Consider the following 16494-nt stretch of genomic DNA (forward strand, 5'->3'; position numbering starts at 1 on the left):
AAATGAAACTTCGGAGGAAATGAATGACGCCCACGTGGAAAATAAAAAATATCCAGGTGGAGATTTGAGATTTTCCACGTGGATATTCGAGAAAGGAGGGAATCGGATGAATTTCCCCGTAAAGATATGTAAATGGGAACTAGAGATTAGAGATTAGAGATTAGAAGTTAGAGGGCAGAGCTGGCGACATAAAAGAAGAGCCTGTCACGACACATCTCGTGGCAGGCTCTTGTGTAGTATGTATCAGGTGCTAGCTGCTGCTTGAGCGGCTAATTGCACCGTGTGATTAGCGGAGACCGCGGAAGCGTAGGAGTGGCTCGATGTCGACCTCCTTGTGCCCGGTGAACTGCTCGAAGAGTACCATCAGATCCTCGCTGTTACCACGAGAGAGGAGGATGTCTGCAAGGCGCTGACCGTTCTCACGGGTCATACCACCGTTAGCCTCGATCCAAGCGTATACCTCGTTGTCTACAGCCTCGCTCCAGAGGTAAGAGTAATATCCAGCAGAGTAGTCGTTGCTCCAGATGTGACGGAAGTAAGGTGAGCGGTAGCGGGGTGGTATCTGTGCATTGAGCATTCCGTACTTCGTGAGTGCCTCCTGCTCAAATGCCTGAACGTCATCAATCTTGTCGCTTACAGTGAGTGCGTGCCAGCACTGGTCGATGAGTGATGCGGCAATGTTCTCACCGATTGAGTAAGCTTGGTTGAAGTTGCCAGCAGCGATCATCTTCTCACGTAGCTCAGCAGGCATCTGCTCACCAGTCTTGTAGTGCTTAGCATAGTTGGCAAAGACAGTAGGCTCAGAAGCCCAGTGCTCGTTGAACTGTGAGGGGAACTCGACGAAGTCTCTTGAGACATTAGTTCCAGAGATCGAAGGATAGGTCTGCGTAGAGAGCATACCGTGCAGTGCGTGACCGAACTCGTGGAAGAGTGTCGTCACCTCGTCCCAAGTCATCAGACAGGGCTGACCAGCAGCGGGCTTCTTATTGTTGCAGACGTTGTAGATGACTGGCTTGTTACCTAGGAGAGTAGACTGCTCGACGAAGTTGCTCATCCAGGCACCACCGCTCTTAGAGGGACGTGCATAAGGATCGAAGTAGAAGAGCGCGATCACTTCGCCCTGCTCGTTCTTGACATCATATACTGTCACGTCTGGGTTGTAAACAGAAACATCGGTGCGCTGCTCGAAGGTGAGACCATAGAGCTTGTTGGCAGCGTAGAAGACACCGTCATGTAGTACGTTGTCTAGGACGAAGTACTCGCTGAGCTGTGTCTCATCAATGTCGTACTGCTCCTTGCGCATCTTCTCTGCGTAGTAAGCCCAGTCGTAAGCCTCTAGCTTGAAGTCTGGGCCCTCGCTCTTCTGTGCAAACTCCTCTAGCATCTTAGCGTCCTCAGCAGCCTTAGGCTGGTAGAGCTTAGCAAGACGCTCGAGGAAGTTGCGAGCTGTCTCGCCATTCTTAGCAAGTGCGTCCTGTAGCGTCCAGTCAGCAAAGGTCTTAAAACCTAGTAGCTGAGCCTTCTCAGCACGGAGCGTAGCGAGACGCTTGATGATCTCCTGCGTGTCGTACTTGTCGCCGTTGTTGCAGCGATTGATCGAAGCCTCGAGGATAGCCTTGCGTGTGTCGCGGTTGTTGAGCTTAGCCATGACAGGCTGCTGGGTCGTATTGACTAGGCGGATAGCCCACTGGCCCTCTTTGCCCTCCTCCTTAGCTAGGTCGGCTGCCTCTTGTAGCTCGCTGTCAGAGAGACCGTCGAGCTGTGCCTTGTCGGTAAAGAAGACAGGTACGTTCGTTGCGTCTGTCAGCATATTGCCAAACTTAGCGGTGAGCTCAGCCTCCTCGCCGTTGAGCTTCTTGAGCTTCTCCTTATCCTCAGCGGATAGGTTAGCACCAGCCTTGACATAGTTGTCGTAGTACTGCTTGGTGAGGCGTACCTGGTCGGGCTGTAGTCCCTCGAGACCAGTCTCGTAAACGGTCTTGATACGAGCGAAGAGCTTGTCGTTGAGCATGATCTCGTCGCTGTGCGCAGTCAACTTGGGTACGTACTCCTCCTCGATGGCGCGTAGCTCATCGTTGGTGTCGGCACTAGTTAGAGCGAAGAAGACAGCCGATGTACGCTGGAGTACCTGTCCAGCACGCTCGAGTGCCTCGATGGTATTGGTAAAGGTAGGTGCCTCAGCATTGTCCACGATGGCTGCTATCTCCTCGTTGTGCTGACGCATACCCTCGTCGAAGGCGGGTGCGAAGTGCTCCGCCTTGATCTTGGTAAAGTCGGGTGCATTCATGTAGGTTTCACTTGGATGAACGAATGGATTGTCAGCCAGGTCAGTCTGCTGCTGCTTTTGCTTGTTACAAGCGGTCAGCATCATGGCGATGGCTAGTAGCATAATTACTTGTCTACGCATAGTCTTAGTTCGTTTGGTATGATATATATAGTTACTTTTGCATAGCGATGAGGTATCCTGACGAGATACTACACGAGACAAAGATACTAATAATAAAACACATACCCCATGACAGACTCTAGCAAGACCCACGCTGAGGAACCCCAGCAGACCTACCAAGAGGCGATCACACGTATTCAGGAGATCGTGCGACTCCTCGAGACGGGCGATATAGAGGTGGACGAACTGACCAAGCTCATCGAGGAGGCGACCGGCTTGATACAGTTTTGCTCCACACGGCTCACCTCTATCGACAAGGAGGTCTCACAGCTCCTGCAGCAGCTCGACGAGAGTCAGGAGAAGTAGCCTGAGCGAGACAATCTGAGAGAAACAAAAATCCACGGAAGGCGTGACACCTCCCGTGGAGTTATTGTTTTGTGATCGTAGTGATACGACTAGCCTTTACCGAACGATGCTGATGGGGCGGTTGCCCTCTTGCTCGAAAAGAACCCGGGACGTGAATTCGTCATCCAGTGTAAGCGACTTCATAGACTTATGACGCGCTAACCTCTATTTGAGAAGTAGCTTAGGCTCAGGAGACTGTTGGCTTTTTCAACGACCTGCGACATAGTGATGTGGCGAGCTTGTTGCAATGCTTTTTTTTGTAACTTGCGTGCAGAATAAATCTCTGGCAACAGAGCATAAGGGATCTCGCATACAGCCATAATAACATAAACCCACTATGAAACGAATAAACCTATTTACGACCCCCCTACTAATTCTAGTAGGATGGCTACTAGCCTCTTGCGATAAGTCGTCCTCGACGACTCCAGACGAAGTCTCCCTGAAGGTAGAGACCACAAAGCTTGAACTTGCTGTCGGAGAGACTGCGCAGATCAAGTATACTGTGACTCCGAGCGATGCGCGGCTCTCTTGCACTTCTAGCCGACCAGACATTGCAACGGTATCGGAGACGGGCCTTGTGACGGCTGTCTCCGAGGGAGTAGCAGAGATCTTGATCCAGCTAGCCGACCAGAGAGCTTCGGTCACGGTCACGGTCACCCAGGCAATCACACAGGAGCTACCCCTCCTAGAGTTTGGAGTGCTCGAAGGAGATGCGCTGAATCGTGTCAAGGCTCATGAGGCTTCTCTAGGGCGTACGCCACAAGAGGTCTCTCTCTCGGAGTACTTTGTTTTGAATGGCTATGTCAATACAAACCTAACTATAACGGCCTGCATTTACGATTTCTCCGTGGGGAATCTAGATCTCATACAAGCTCTCAGTAAGGAGTCGCTGGCAGACTGCGAGCAGACGAGAGCTATGCTTCGGGCGTGTGGATTCTCAACATTGCGAGAGGAGACGACTACGGATGGTCGGCGAGCTCTGTATGGGACTAATGATGATGACCCTGAGATCTTTGTCCTACTCTATGACGATCCTATCCCCGATTACCAATCGACGCTATACATCATATTCAGCAAGAAGGTCGAACCAGTGGTCACCAAGCTACATGAGATCATGCCAAACGCTCAGGACTTCCCGTCACTGGCAGCGCTCAATAGCCTAGATGAGAGTCAGATCAAGTCCTTCGAGAGCACTCTAGGCTTTAGAGCTTGGGATGCTGAGAAGAGTGTCGATGGAGACATCGTCTTTGTGACTAACGAGGCAATGCAAGCAAAGTCTAACATTAGTGCTGTCATATATCATCTGGATACAACCCCTGACGGCTACAACGAACTTCGTGTCAAGCTCAACTGCATCCAGTCGTACGAAGAGCTAAATAGTGAACCCTTCAGAGCTTGGCTAGCGACCAATGGCTTCGACAAGAACATTGTCTACGACGCTATGTATGGTCAGCTGTCTGCTTTCAATGAGAAAGGAGACCAATGTGTTGCTTTCTATGATATGGATAGCGAATGCTTTATGCTTGGCTTTGTAGATGCGGACTCCCTATAGACGGGTAGTGTGAGGAGAAAAAAGAAGACCTTAGAGAGGCTGCTGTCTCTCTAGGGTCTTTTCTCTTTACTGAACGATGCTGATGGGGCGGTCGCCCTCGAAGTAACCGATGATGCAGTTGCACAGCTCACGTGCCATAGCAACGCGCGCCTCGTAGGTCTGTGTGCCGACGTGTGGTGTCATAGTCACCTGCTCCATCTCGTACAGCTCGGGGAGCGGATTGTCGCTATGCTCGAAGACGTCTAGTCCCGCAGCGGCTATCTCGCCTGTCTGGAGCGCATGCACGAGGGCAGCCTCGTCGACGACTGCTCCACGCGCCGCATTGATGAGGATAGCTGAGCGCTTCATCTGTGCTAGGCGGCTAGCGGATACTAGGTGGTGTGAGTCTTCATTGTAAGGGGTGTGGAGGGATACAACATCACACTCCGTAAAGATCTTGTCCAGGTCGGCATAGGTAACTCCTAGCTCTTGCTCGGCCGCAGCATCGAGCTGGTGACGCTTGTTGTAGAGGACGGTCATACCGAAGGCTTGTGCCATGTGCCCCACGGCACGACCTATGTTGCCGTAGCCGATGATGCCGATGGTCTTGCCACAGAGGTTGGTCGCCATGCCGGAGCTGTCGGAGAGCGACTTGCTACTGCTCTTGGTACGACGCATGTGACGATCCCACATAGCGATCTTGCGACTGCAGCTCAGGAGTAGACCCATGGTTAGCTCAGCAGTAGGCTGGATCACGGCACGAGGGGTATTGGTCACGGTGATCCCTTTGCTATGCGCATAGGCGACATCGATATTGTTGTAGCCGACACCATAGTTGGCGATCAGCTTGATATTTGGAAAAGCGTCGATCAGCTCACGATCTACGGGGAAGGTGAACTGCGTGGCGAGCGCATCATACTGTGCGCCTATCTCCATCATCTCCTCACGTGTGAAGCTCTCGCCCTCAGGACGGCGGGTCATATCGGCCCACTCGGCAAGCTCCTCGAAGCCGGGGCGTACGGTGTCAAAGGAGATGAGTACTTTCTTTTTCTTGTCCATAATGTTCTATATCAGGTTAGGTGTTTTGTCTTTAGATGCGTAGGCGGTACGGCTTAGGGTATAAGTTGTTGAGCCGTGTGCCTGTGCTGTGTGCCAGCCCTAAGGGGATGCCCCGATAGGTGATGACTGTGAAGCCCCGCTCTGTCGGGGTCTCTGTCGTAAGTGCCTCGCCTCGCAGATAGCGCAGTGCTTCTTCTAGGGGCAGCTCTAGCGCGGGTAGCTTAATAGCGTCATATAGTTTATGGTGTAGCAGGGCAAAGGAGGGTTCGTAGCCCTTCGCCTGGTGGCGCATGGAGGCTATCTCCAGTCCTGGCGTGGCAACGGCGAGACGCTCTCTGTATGCCTCGGCAACGAGCTGAGCCGCCTCTAGTGTGAGCTGGTAGATGCGCTCACCGATGGTAAAGTAGTCGGCGGATGTTGGTTCGCTGAGCCAAGAGAGACCAGCTAACTCCTGTCGGCTGGTGCGTGTCAAGCCTTTGGCCTTGCGCGCTTCGCTCGGGGTCTCGACGATGTCGGTGAGGCGTAGTGCGGCGAGGTATTGTCCCTCTCCACGTACGATGCCTGGCCAGAGGTGCAGGCCGTACGAAGAGGCATAAGCTCCAGCGATGCGCTCTGCAAAGCGGGAGAGGTCGATGAATTCGCAAGGGTAGTGGTCAAGAAGCCACTGAACCATCTGATCGTTTTCCTCCTGATTGAGGGTGCAAGTGGCATAGAGGAGTATACCCTCGGGAGCCAGCATGCGCATCGCCTCCTGTAGGATCGCCCGCTGGCGGGTCACGCAGTCGGCAACGAGCTGTGGCGACCACATACGTCTCGCCTCCTCGTCACGGCGCATCAGTCCCTCGCCACTGCAGGGTGCGTCGACTAAGATGAGGTCGCAGGCACCGCGCAGTAGGGGCGTGAGCCGCTGTGGCTCCTCTTGTGTGATGATCATTTGGTCGGCTCCGCACCACTTGACCATATTCTCTACAAGGATCTTGCACCGCTTGGGGAGTATCTCGTTGCTCACGAGGAGCGTCTCCTTGGGGAGTAGGTCGCGGAGTAGCGTGCTCTTGCCACCTGGAGCTGCGCAGAGGTCTAGTGCTAGCCGAGGCTGTGTGTGCCAGTCGAGCTGCTCCCAAATAGTGGCGAGCGTCATAGCACTAGCATCCTGCACGTAGTAAGTCCCAGCGTGCCATAGTGGGTCTAGCGCAAAGATAGGACGCTCGCTGAGCCAGTAACCCTCCAGCTCCGCAGGTAGCCATGGTATAGTTCCATCCTCCAGTTCTGCAAAGGGGTGTGTCGATAAGGTGCGAGCAGGATTAAGCCGCAGAGAGACCGATGGAGGCGTCTCTAGAGTCTCGACAATGCGAGAGGCATGCTCGGGGTAGTCTTGCGCTAGCTTGGCGATTAGGCCAGACGGGATGGGAGTCTGCATCGTGTCGGCGGGGTTAGGGCAGGAGCTTCATGCGCTTGATGACCACATCTCGCTTAGGACGGTTGGCACTGTCGGTCGGGAGGTCTTCGATCTTGGTAATGGTGCGCATGCCGTCGATCACTTCGCCAAAGATGGTGTACTGCCTGTCCAACCATGGGGCACCGCCCTGCGTCTTGTACGCCTGCCGCTGCTCAGGCGTGTAGTCCCAATCACGCTGCGCTGCGATATCGTCTAGATCGAAGTCGGTGTAGTAGGTCCCCGTGACAATGTAAAACTGACTGCCGGAGGAGCGCATCTCGGGGTTCTCCTCGCCAGCGACTCGTGCTGCTGCTAGTGCCCCTCGCTTATGGATATGGTTGGGTCTGATCTCCGCAGGGATAGTGGTCGAGAGCGTATCTATGGAGACGTCCGTCTGGCGTGTTGCTCCACGGGTCGAGAGGTTGCCTCCCTGAACCATAAACTGCGCTATGACACGGTGCATCAAGACTCCCTCGTAATCTCCTCGACGTACATGCTCTAGGAAGGCAGCTTGGTGTAGAGGCGTGTCGTCATAGAGCAGGAGTGTAAAGTCTCCCTGCGAAGTCTCCACGAGTACCCGTCGCCCTGCGGGGAGAGCCTCGGGCTCTGTCTGAGCTGTCAGCGAGGTGACGCAGAGTGCGCAGAGGAGTAAGAGGGTGGCAAGCTGTTTCATAGACTAGATAATCTTGGGGGCCGTGTCGTTGGTTGCATTGGTCGTTGCGATAAAGGCTTTGGGGTCAGCCTGGAGTACCGCTTTCTTGAGCTTACTGACATATTTGCGCTCCACAATCATAAAGATAATGTCCCGCTCGGCACCCGCATAAATACCGCTACCATGGAGGAAAGTACCCCGCAGATTAAGCTCCTCAATGATGAGCGTGCGTAGCTCAGCGGTGTGGTCGGAGACGATGAAGATCGCTTTGTTGGGGTTCTCAGGTTGCAAGATATCGACTACCTTGCCATAGACAAAGATGGTGATCCAAGAGTATAGCGGCACGCTAAAGTCTCCAAAGGCGACTAGTCCGAAGAGTACCACGGCGGAGTCTACGGCTATGATCATGTGACTGGTCTTAAGGTTATTGCCCTTAGAGAGTACACGAGCGATGACGTCGGTACCGGCACTGGTGCTGCCCGCCTTGAAGGTGAGTAGCACGCCCAGCCCGAGGATAGCACCGCCATAGACGGAGGAGAGAAACTTATCGTTGCTCACGATGACTATGTCTCGTGTCATCGAGGTGATCAGGTCGGTGCAGATAGAGATGAGTAGGAAGGTTGCGATCGTCTTGCCCCCGCTGCGCAGGCCGAGGGAGCGAGCCGCTAGAAGGAAGAAGGGTATGTTGAAGCAGAGTGCCACGGCACCGATGGGTAACCCCTCGGGAAACGCCTCAAAGGTCCCCTGCGTCAGATAGTTGATCGTGATACTGATACCATAGCACCCTCCAGGGACAATGTCTGCCGGAGCGATAAAGCAGGCGTAAGCGACAGCCTGACAGATAGCACCGATGACGAGGTAGAGTATCTCCAGGGCTAGTGGAGAGTGTCTCGGGGTGAAGGTCTGTCGCTCGTGTGGCGGTATAGCTCCCTTTGTAGGAGTAGATAGAGTGGAGCCGGACGTAGATGTAGGCATAGGGTGCTAATGAATAATGTATCCAATGCTAAGCAGAGTGTACAAAGCCCCGCAATGGTAAGGCTGTACCCTCAGCAGGCTCACAAAGATACTTAATCTTGTAGACTCTACAGGCGTGTGAGACTTCGCTGGCTGGGCTTTTACTCACTTAGCTGCGGGGCGGCGGTGCTTGACGGCGACCATCTTGCCACGAGCGGTGATGCGCTCGCCACAGTGCAGCTCGAGCGATAGGATGACTTTACGATCGGTCACCTCTACGGGGTAAGCACGGACCTCTAGCTCGACACCCATCGGCGTCGGGGCGAGGTAGTCCACCTCTAGATGTGCGGTGATGAAGCGCTGGAGACGATCTGCCGTAAGCTCCTCCTCGTGAGCTGCTAAGTAAAGAGCGGCAGCTGCAGCTGTGCCGTGGCAGTCGAAAAGCATAGCGATGAAGCCTCCGTATAGATTGTCGGGCACCCCGCCAGTGTAGACCGCATCGGGTGTGTGATGGCAGTAACAGTAAGCGTGATCATCGCTGAGGTAGCTCTTGAGATGCAGACCGTAAGGGTGCGCAGCTCCACAACCCCAGCAGTGGCTGTACTCGGGAGCGTAGAGGTCTTGGATGGCGAGCATGCTGGAGATTAGAGGTTAGAAGTTAGAGATTAGAGGTTAGAGGTTAGACTATTTAGGGATCTTGAGGCGTTGTCCAGGTCGAAGTTTGGGATTGCGACCTTTGAGTCCGTTAGCACGCTTGAGAGCAGCGACAGAGACGCCGTGTCGCTTGGCAATTTTAGAGAGTGTATCGCCACGACGCACCTTGTATGTTTTGTGACCACCCCGTGTAGCCTTGCTCTTTTGCGTGGGGGCGGGTGCTTGCTTGATTTCTTCTTGCGCTTCGGCTATCTGCTTGGTTAGCTCCTCCTTATGGTTGCGTCGCAGGTTGATGAGCGCATCATCGAGCTTAGAGACCCCGCTCAGTGGAAGTCGGATGGTGTAGGGTGTCGATCCAGCAGCGGGGATGACTCCTCGCTTGTATTGCGGGTTGAGCGTGCGGATCTGCTCGGTGGGTATGCCTGTGCTTTGCGAGATCTGGACGAAGGTGAGTGGTATCTGCACGGCTAGTGTGTCGGTCGCAAGGGGCATCGACTGTGCCTGTGGACAGATGTTGTGCTCGTTGTGGTAGTAGCAGGCGTAGTAGGCTCCGATAAAGAGCGGAATGTAGTTGCGCGTCTCGCGGGGTAGGTAGGGATAGACTCCCCAGAAGGTGGTCTTCCCCCCAGAGCGTCGGATCGCTTTGGTGACATTGCCTGGGCCGCAGTTGTACGCAGCGATAGCTAGGAGCCAATTGTCAAAGAGCCCGTAGAGCTGCTTGAGATAGAGCGCCGCCGCCTCACTACTCTTGTAGACGTCAAAACGCTCGTCGACAAGGCTATTGATCGTTAAGCCCAAGCTGCGTCCCGTAGGGAGCATCAGCTGCCAAAGTCCCGAGGCACCAGCCCGTGAAACGGCAAAGGGGTTGAGCGCAGACTCGACGACCGTAAGGTAAATGAGCTCGACGGGTAGCCCGTGACGATCGAAGATCTCCTCCATAATGGGAAAGTAGTAGTCCCCAAGCGCGAGGATGACACGTATCAGCCGCGGACGATCAGTGATGTAGGTGGCTATGCCCTCCTTGACCATCGCGTTGTAGGGGATCGGTATGACGGTGGGTAGAGCTTTCAGTCGAGAGATCAGCACGGAGTCACTCAGCGAGCGAATGTTTTCAGCCTTGTAAGAGCCACACGGCACCTCAAAGCGTTGCTGCGTCGCATAGCCTGTACGCCAAGCCTCCATGAGCAGACCCAAGTCGGTGTCTAAACTCTTCGGCAGGCTCTCCCGTAGCTCTTTGCGAGCCGTGATAGCGTCCAGCTCGACAGCACCCTCCGTGTCTACACTGTCTAACGATTCATACCAAGGTGTCGCTGCTAGGAGAGTCGGCAAGCAACAGCATAGTATTATATAGGTCGTGATTCTGACACAAGCGTGTCTTAGTCTGGGGATCTTCATAAGGAGTTTTGTCTAAAAGCGCACCGAGGCACCGACCATCACGCTTTGAGGTCGAGGCCCTGAGGGCTTGTCACGTAGCCCCTCGCCCATATCGATCGTGAGCTGAGGAGACACATTAAAGTAGTATAGCTCCGCATCGACATAAGCGTCGAGTGCTGAGAGGAGATAGAGTGCCACCGTGAGGACGATGCTCAGGTCTCTGCTCTCCTTGTACTGCTTGGAGCCACGCTCCAGACGCGAGCGGAGGTTCCCGTCGGAGACATATTTACTAGGATCTGCTCCAGACGGTATAAAAGCTTGCCAGGAGGTGTGATCGAGCGGGTGCTCGCTCAGCAGATCGGCGTAGGCGGTGTGGTACTCGTGGTAGAGTCGCTGATTCCACGTAACGGCATAGACACCCGCCGTCATGGCCGAGAGGACGATCGGTATCTTCCAGTAGCGCTGATTGTAGAGCTGCCCGCCGCCTGGTAGGATGGAGCAGATGAGTGCCACACTCGAGTTGGGGTAGCGAGTGAACCATCTGGCCATCTTATGGATAAAAGGTGTGCCGCCCGATCGCCCCTTCACTTGCGCTGCTGTGGTACGCTGCAAAGCTTCAGGCGAATCCGCCGGCTTCTTTGTCATTGCAGTCGAGTCTCCCACCACTTGATGCTCCGTCTGGATCGCTGTTGGTGCGGAGAGCAGCTCGCTTGGCTCCTCTGTGCGGAGCGTGTCGGATAGGCTCGTGCCCAACGTGTCGGCCGCCACCACCAGTGCGGTTGTGTCTTGTGGCGCTACGGGCGCAGTTGCATAGAGAGCTGTGCCGCTATAGTAAGCTATAGCGCAGCTCATCACGAGGAGGAGTAGTGAGCGAGTCAGGACAGTGCGGGGCATCTCTGTAGCGTGCTGACTAGTGGTTAGCTCCACCCTCTAGGATTGAGCAGATCTCTATGAGCTGCTCCTCAGAGCTAAAGGGGATCGTGATGCTCCCCTTACCATTCTCCTTACAGCGTAGAGAGACCTTCGTGCCGAAGAAGCTACTCAGCTGCTTAGCTAGAGGAGCGTAGTCATTGCCATGGGAAGCGAGCTTGGAGAGCGTCTGTCTCTTCTTGTTCGCTTTTGTAGGCTCTTCGGTCGGCTCTCGCAGTTCATTAGCCAAAGCCTCGACCTGTCGCACGCTCAGATGCTCCGAGAGCGTAGTCTGGTAAAGCTTCAGCTGCTGTGCTGGATCGGTCAGGCTCAGTATGGCCCGAGCGTGACCCATGTCGATCTTCTTCTCTGTCAGTCCCAGCTGCACCTCAGCAGGCAGACGCAGGAGACGCAGGTAGTTACTGATCGACGAACGAGTCTTGCCCACCTTCTTGGCGAGCTCCTCTTGCGTCCCCTCAGAGTGCTCTAGGAGGCGCTTGTAGGTGAGTGCTATCTCGATAGCGTTGAGGTCTTCGCGCTGTATGTTTTCTATCAGCGCCATCTCGACCACCTGCTCATCGTTTGCCTTGACGATGTATGCTGGGATAGAGGTCAGGTTGGCCAACTTAGAGGCACGCCAGCGACGCTCACCCGATATGATGAGATGGCGTCCGTCGGTCAGCTCCCGCACCGTGATGGGCTGCACGATGCCGAGGGCGCGTATGGAGGCGGCCAGCTCCTCGAGACTCTCTGGGTCAAAGTGTCTGCGAGGTTGGTCAGGATTGGGCTCGATCTTGTCGATGGCTATCTCGCTAATGCTAGAGGAGTTGCTTACATCGCCGAGTAGAGCGTCTAGTCCTCTGCCTATTACTTTGTTCTCTTTCTTCTTGTTTGTCATGATGATCGTAGGGGTAGGGTGTAGTTATAGCGCAGCGCGCTGAGCCGTGCGCCGGATCAGCTCCTCGGCCAGCTGCAGGTGGTTGATCGCCCCTTTGCTGTCCGCATCATATAGGAGTGCAGGCAAGCCGTGGCTAGGTGCCTCGCTTAGCTTGACATTGCGCTGTATGACTGTGTCGAAGACAAGCTGCCCGAAGTGCTCCTTGACCTCATCGTACACCTGGTTAGCCAGTCGCAGACGACTGTCGTACATAGTAAGGAGAAAGCCCTCGATCTCTAGCGTCGGGTTGAGGCGGCTCTTGATAATACGTATCGTGTTGAGGAGCTTAGAGATCCCCTCCAGTGCAAAGTACTCACACTGCACGGGAATGATCACCGAATGACTAGCAACCAAAGCATTGACCGTGATAATGCCGAGTGAGGGCGAGCAGTCGATGAGGATATAGTCATACTGATCCACGACAGGGCGGAGCATCTCTCTCATCACGGTCTCTCGATCCTTGAGCTGAAGCATCTCTATCTCCGCTCCGACGAGGTCAATGTGTGAGGGGAGTATGAAGAGATTGTCCACGTGCGTGGGGCGCACCACCTTGTCGAGCGGTAGTCCACCTATGAGACACTCGTAGATAGTCTCGCTGAGGGTCGTGGAGTTGACGCCCAGTCCCGACGAAGCGTTAGCCTGCGGGTCGGCATCGACGACGAGCACCTTCTTCTCGAGTACAGCTAGAGAGGCTGCGAGGTTGATCGTAGTGGTTGTTTTGCCGACTCCACCCTTCTGATTAGCAAGAGAGATGATTCTACCCATGATACATATCAGTCATAAATAACGCGTCAAAGCTACTGAATAATCTAGACATAGACGCTTAACTGTTGATAACTTAACACCCGTAAGATCTTGGCAAAGCGAGACACAAAGCGGTTTGTAGAGGTTTCGAGGCGAGCAGCGAAATGTAAGGACGCACTGGGAGTGTCTAGCGGAAGGGCGTCCGTTGTGTCCGTTAGCTTTTGGCTGTTAGCTTTTGGCTTTTGGCTGTTGGCTTTTGGCTGTTAGCTCTTGACTTTTGGCTGTTAGCTCTTGACTGTTGGCTGTTAGCTGTTGGCTTTTGGCTGGTGTTACTACGTCTTGTAGGGGCGGACCTATGTGTCCGCCCGTCCCAGTTAAAATCATGACGCTGTAACCTTTGATACAACGGACGCACCACGGTGCGTCCCTACAAAGGGCTACTCGTATTGCGCTGTTTGTGTGATGGATACGAGTTCCAAAAGTTGTTCCTCGTTTGGAACTAAAAAGTTCCAAGGAAGGAACTCTTTAGTTCCAAGGGAGGAACTTTTCGGTTCCTAGGTAGGAATTTGGAAGTCCCTACGGAGGAAAATTAAATTTCCAAGGGTGGAAACTTTTTGGAAAGTTGATCGGCGGCACCCTTTGCCACTGGGGGAGCTCTTAGAAAGCCCTATAAGCAAGTAGCCCCACTCGGTGCGAACCAAGCGGGGCTACTATGAGCCTGTTGCATAAAGTCAACAGTCTCACTAGGTGTGTTAGATTTTTATGGTAAGACTAGAGCGAGGTGCTCAGGTCTAGCGGTGTGGCGCTATTACTCGATAGCGATGGTGCGATGAGCCTTCTGCTGCTCCTCCTCATTGTGGCGCTCCATCGTGATGACTAGGTCGTGTTATAGTTTGATGGTTTTGTTATCTACTTGGAGGATATAGTGAGCTATATCTAAGGTGGTCGGCAGTGTTAAGGTTGTACTTCCTAGAGCCTCTTCAGAAATAAGCAACTCTCCTGATAAGCTATGCAGTCGGATCTGATGCTTAGTTACATCTTGGAATGTAATCTGTAGGTAAGATGGTGAAAGCAAGGTTATGTCAAAGCCAAGAGCCTCTATAGTGGGACGTGAAAGGGAAGTAATATTCAAATCCTGTCTGATAGATAGGGGAAGAGATTGGAATACTTTGTCGTCTTCAGTGCGTAAGTATAAGGTGATGTAAATATCATCAGGCTCGTTTCTGCACAGCTTACGATGGAGTTTGACATCATACATAAAGACTCCCGATTCTATCTCTTCTTCTTCTGACAAGAATGTTTCTATGATTTCTCCCTTGTAGATGTAATCTTGTCGTACTTGATAGCTTGTTTGTGTTTTCCTACAACTCCAATCCCCCTTCCAAGGAGTTACAGAAATGTACTCTAGGCATCCAGATTCATCAGATATGCATTCTGATAGCATTATTGATCTATTCCCATTATTACTAGATCTAGATTCATCAATAATAGGGATAACTGCTTCTCGGGAGCCATACTTATTTGTTGCTTTTACTTCTACTTCAGTATAGCCGTCTGCTCGCAGAGCATGAACTCGAAAGCTTGTATAGTTGAGATGCTCTATACGTCCTTTTCTTTCGTGACCATCTTCGTAGTCTGCGACTCTGATTTGAAATTCTTCTGCTCCTAGACTCTCAATACGAACAATGCCATCAACAAAATAGGCTGTCCTAGCAGTCTCCGTAAAGGTTACTTTTATAGATCCTGGAGCCGTTGCTACATAGTAGATTTGCTCTCCTGATATCTTTGCCCCCTGACAGATGCCCTCTAGACTGGCTCGTATCATATAGAGACCAGCAGAGTTGACATAAGCATCGTCTGTATCGAATCGAATGGCCGTAACTAAATCTTGAGACTCAGATAAACTCATCAGATGATACTGCCCATCCTTTCCCAAGTATTCTACACGCCATGTGATGGGTGAGATGGGTAGAGATGAGGAGGTCTTATATGTGAATGTGTAGCTAGAGCCATGGCTTAGGATATCTTCGCTACTCTGTCCTTTCACCCGAATAGTAACCTCATTATTGTGATGTTGCTTCCATCCGACACCCCACATTACTTGAAGCGAGTTGGGGTCGACTTGATGCGCAGTTTGACCCTTCTTGATCCTCCATGAGAATAGTCCTGACACCTTGTCGGAGAAGCTCATAAAGCTCTCTTTAGATACGACTCTTGGATTATACAAAGGGAGAGCCTTGTCACCCATCCAATAGAACTCTCGACTAGCTATTGCTGAGAGCTGTCCTACTTCCTTCCCATTTACTTGCTCAAAAAGAGATAGCCCGCTAGAATCTAGTATCTGCTTGTCAAGTATTGTACCCTGAACAATCCTTTTAGAGCTAGGAGGAGCTGAAGCTCCCACAGAGGATGCAAAGCCTAAGACATTTCCTATCGCCCGTAATGTGACTGTCTTTAGATCGTACTGTTGAGCTGTTATAGACTCATTAATAGAACCCTCTACAAACCAATTGAGCTCTCTATTTATTTGTATACGACCAACTGCTCCATTTGGAAATTCTGAATTCTTTTTCTCCCCTGTCGCAAATAGTACGGCATCAGGGACTATGGCATCATCAACCTTAAGACAGAATGGTGTAGCGACATAGGCTAAGTCCTCAGGCATCCCATCCGAGAAGCTGACCTCTATATTGAGCGTTCCCTCCGTTTGCTCGGAGACTGTTAGGTTGTCACCCCACATCTTGGCGGCATGCTCTAGTACCTCTTTGTACCCCATCTTCATCGGGACATCATCCTTGTAGACGAGATTTATCTGGAGAGGCTTCCCTCGTTGCATATTTCTCATAGAGAGTTGTTGCACCTTACGAGGTGAATACACCTCAGTAGGTGTCGTTGCGTCAGAGCTGACAAGACCGTAGACCTGTAGCTCTGTCTGCTGGGCATATGAGAGGAGGTGGAGTGAGAGGAGTAGCCACCCACACAACAGGGAGCATCGGAGAGATTTGTGAGCTTTCATACGAAGACATATCTTGTTTATGCCAGCTAAGATACAAAAAATGAATTGTAGAGGTTCTTGGACTTGTGTAACAGGGCAATAGCATTAGAAGTTTGGAGCATATTGCTCTTTAGGGTGGTAGCGGGTAGCCTCACTTGTCATACTTATTACCTTTGCATCGTCTATAGCCTATGAGGCGACAGTGTAACGGCAGGACTTTGACCCAAAAGGAGACTGTTGCATAAAGGCGCATCGCTGTGTTGCTTTCGGGATTCGGCTTCGGTCACATACGTAGGTATGCTCCCTTCAGACCTCACCCTCAGCGCCTTGCGCTTCATCCTTTCTGCAAAGTCTAGACAATCTTGCAAGCAAGATTTTGAGACTGTTGACTTTGCAACAGTCTCAAAAGAGCCTGTTGGCTTTTTCAACAGTCTCCTCAGGGGCGAAAAGTAGTAGCCC

Annotated in this window: 13 protein-coding genes; 2 read left to right on the forward strand and 11 right to left on the reverse strand. The window is 52.6% G+C overall.

Annotated elements, in window-relative coordinates; genetic code table 11:
• Window positions 1–286: 286 nt before the first annotated feature.
• A complete protein-coding gene (locus tag RDM37_RS04290; protein ID WP_308555305.1) occupies window positions 287–2407 on the reverse strand; it encodes a M3 family metallopeptidase in 2121 nt (706 codons plus the stop codon).
• A gap of 108 nt (window positions 2408–2515) precedes the next feature.
• On the opposite strand from RDM37_RS04290, the gene xseB reads away from it, so the two are divergent.
• On the forward strand, window positions 2516–2752 hold the full coding sequence (xseB, locus tag RDM37_RS04295) for an exodeoxyribonuclease VII small subunit (protein ID WP_308555307.1): 237 nt from the start codon (window positions 2516–2518) through the stop codon (window positions 2750–2752).
• A gap of 376 nt (window positions 2753–3128) precedes the next feature.
• Entirely contained in the window at window positions 3129–4343 is a 1215-nt protein-coding gene (locus RDM37_RS04300; RefSeq protein ID WP_308555309.1) for an Ig-like domain-containing protein, read from the forward strand.
• Window positions 4344–4409: 66 nt separating this feature from the next.
• Here RDM37_RS04300 and RDM37_RS04305 read toward each other — a convergent pair whose 3' ends face one another.
• From RDM37_RS04305 to RDM37_RS04350, 10 genes are all read right to left on the reverse strand, one after another.
• The gene (locus tag RDM37_RS04305) at window positions 4410–5381 is read right to left on the reverse strand and encodes an NAD(P)-dependent oxidoreductase (protein WP_308555311.1); all 972 of its coding nucleotides are present in this window, start codon (window positions 5379–5381) and stop codon (window positions 4410–4412) included.
• A gap of 31 nt (window positions 5382–5412) precedes the next feature.
• Window positions 5413–6798 (reverse strand): hypothetical protein, encoded by a 1386-nt coding sequence (locus tag RDM37_RS04310; protein ID WP_308555313.1) that lies wholly within the window; start codon window positions 6796–6798, stop codon window positions 5413–5415.
• A 13-nt stretch (window positions 6799–6811) separates the two neighbouring features.
• Window positions 6812–7489 carry a peptidylprolyl isomerase gene (locus RDM37_RS04315; RefSeq protein ID WP_308555315.1) on the reverse strand — a complete coding sequence of 226 codons (678 nt, stop codon included), beginning with the start codon at window positions 7487–7489 and terminating at the stop codon, window positions 6812–6814.
• 3 nt (window positions 7490–7492) lie between these two features.
• Window positions 7493–8443: a YitT family protein gene (locus RDM37_RS04320; protein WP_308555317.1), complete on the reverse strand. Its 951-nt coding sequence runs from the start codon at window positions 8441–8443 to the stop codon at window positions 7493–7495.
• Window positions 8444–8587: 144 nt separating this feature from the next.
• Window positions 8588–9058: a hotdog domain-containing protein gene (locus tag RDM37_RS04325; RefSeq protein WP_308555318.1), complete on the reverse strand. Its 471-nt coding sequence runs from the start codon at window positions 9056–9058 to the stop codon at window positions 8588–8590.
• Window positions 9059–9106: 48 nt separating this feature from the next.
• The gene (locus RDM37_RS04330) at window positions 9107–10471 is read right to left on the reverse strand and encodes a transglycosylase SLT domain-containing protein (RefSeq protein WP_308555319.1); all 1365 of its coding nucleotides are present in this window, start codon (window positions 10469–10471) and stop codon (window positions 9107–9109) included.
• A gap of 12 nt (window positions 10472–10483) precedes the next feature.
• On the reverse strand, window positions 10484–11377 hold the full coding sequence (locus tag RDM37_RS04335) for a DUF5683 domain-containing protein (RefSeq protein WP_308555321.1): 894 nt from the start codon (window positions 11375–11377) through the stop codon (window positions 10484–10486).
• Window positions 11361–12257 carry a ParB/RepB/Spo0J family partition protein gene (locus RDM37_RS04340; RefSeq protein ID WP_308555323.1) on the reverse strand — a complete coding sequence of 299 codons (897 nt, stop codon included), beginning with the start codon at window positions 12255–12257 and terminating at the stop codon, window positions 11361–11363. Before RDM37_RS04340 ends, RDM37_RS04335 begins: the two co-directional genes overlap by 17 nt.
• A gap of 24 nt (window positions 12258–12281) precedes the next feature.
• The gene (locus RDM37_RS04345; protein ID WP_299366819.1) at window positions 12282–13061 is read right to left on the reverse strand and encodes a ParA family protein; all 780 of its coding nucleotides are present in this window, start codon (window positions 13059–13061) and stop codon (window positions 12282–12284) included.
• 865 nt (window positions 13062–13926) lie between these two features.
• A complete protein-coding gene (locus RDM37_RS04350; protein ID WP_308555325.1) occupies window positions 13927–16056 on the reverse strand; it encodes a hypothetical protein in 2130 nt (709 codons plus the stop codon).
• Window positions 16057–16494: the final 438 nt, after the last annotated feature.

It is taken from the genome of uncultured Porphyromonas sp., from assembly GCF_902489635.1.
Taxonomy (GTDB): Bacteria; Bacteroidota; Bacteroidia; order Bacteroidales; family Porphyromonadaceae; genus Porphyromonas.

What these genes read in the sequence shown, in the direction of transcription:
- RDM37_RS04290 (WP_308555305.1), bottom strand. Translation starts at nt 2,407, where the DNA reads ATGCGTAGACAAGTAATTATGCTACTAGCCATCGCCATGATGCTGACC.
- xseB (WP_308555307.1), top strand. Translation starts at nt 2,516, where the DNA reads ATGACAGACTCTAGCAAGACCCACGCTGAGGAACCCCAGCAGACCTAC.
- RDM37_RS04300 (WP_308555309.1), top strand. Translation starts at nt 3,129, where the DNA reads ATGAAACGAATAAACCTATTTACGACCCCCCTACTAATTCTAGTAGGA.
- RDM37_RS04305 (WP_308555311.1), bottom strand. Translation starts at nt 5,381, where the DNA reads ATGGACAAGAAAAAGAAAGTACTCATCTCCTTTGACACCGTACGCCCC.
- RDM37_RS04310 (WP_308555313.1), bottom strand. Translation starts at nt 6,798, where the DNA reads ATGCAGACTCCCATCCCGTCTGGCCTAATCGCCAAGCTAGCGCAAGAC.
- RDM37_RS04315 (WP_308555315.1), bottom strand. Translation starts at nt 7,489, where the DNA reads ATGAAACAGCTTGCCACCCTCTTACTCCTCTGCGCACTCTGCGTCACC.
- RDM37_RS04320 (WP_308555317.1), bottom strand. Translation starts at nt 8,443, where the DNA reads ATGCCTACATCTACGTCCGGCTCCACTCTATCTACTCCTACAAAGGGA.
- RDM37_RS04325 (WP_308555318.1), bottom strand. Translation starts at nt 9,058, where the DNA reads ATGCTCGCCATCCAAGACCTCTACGCTCCCGAGTACAGCCACTGCTGG.
- RDM37_RS04330 (WP_308555319.1), bottom strand. Translation starts at nt 10,471, where the DNA reads ATGAAGATCCCCAGACTAAGACACGCTTGTGTCAGAATCACGACCTAT.
- RDM37_RS04340 (WP_308555323.1), bottom strand. Translation starts at nt 12,257, where the DNA reads ATGACAAACAAGAAGAAAGAGAACAAAGTAATAGGCAGAGGACTAGAC.
- RDM37_RS04345 (WP_299366819.1), bottom strand. Translation starts at nt 13,061, where the DNA reads ATGGGTAGAATCATCTCTCTTGCTAATCAGAAGGGTGGAGTCGGCAAA.
- RDM37_RS04350 (WP_308555325.1), bottom strand. Translation starts at nt 16,056, where the DNA reads ATGAAAGCTCACAAATCTCTCCGATGCTCCCTGTTGTGTGGGTGGCTA.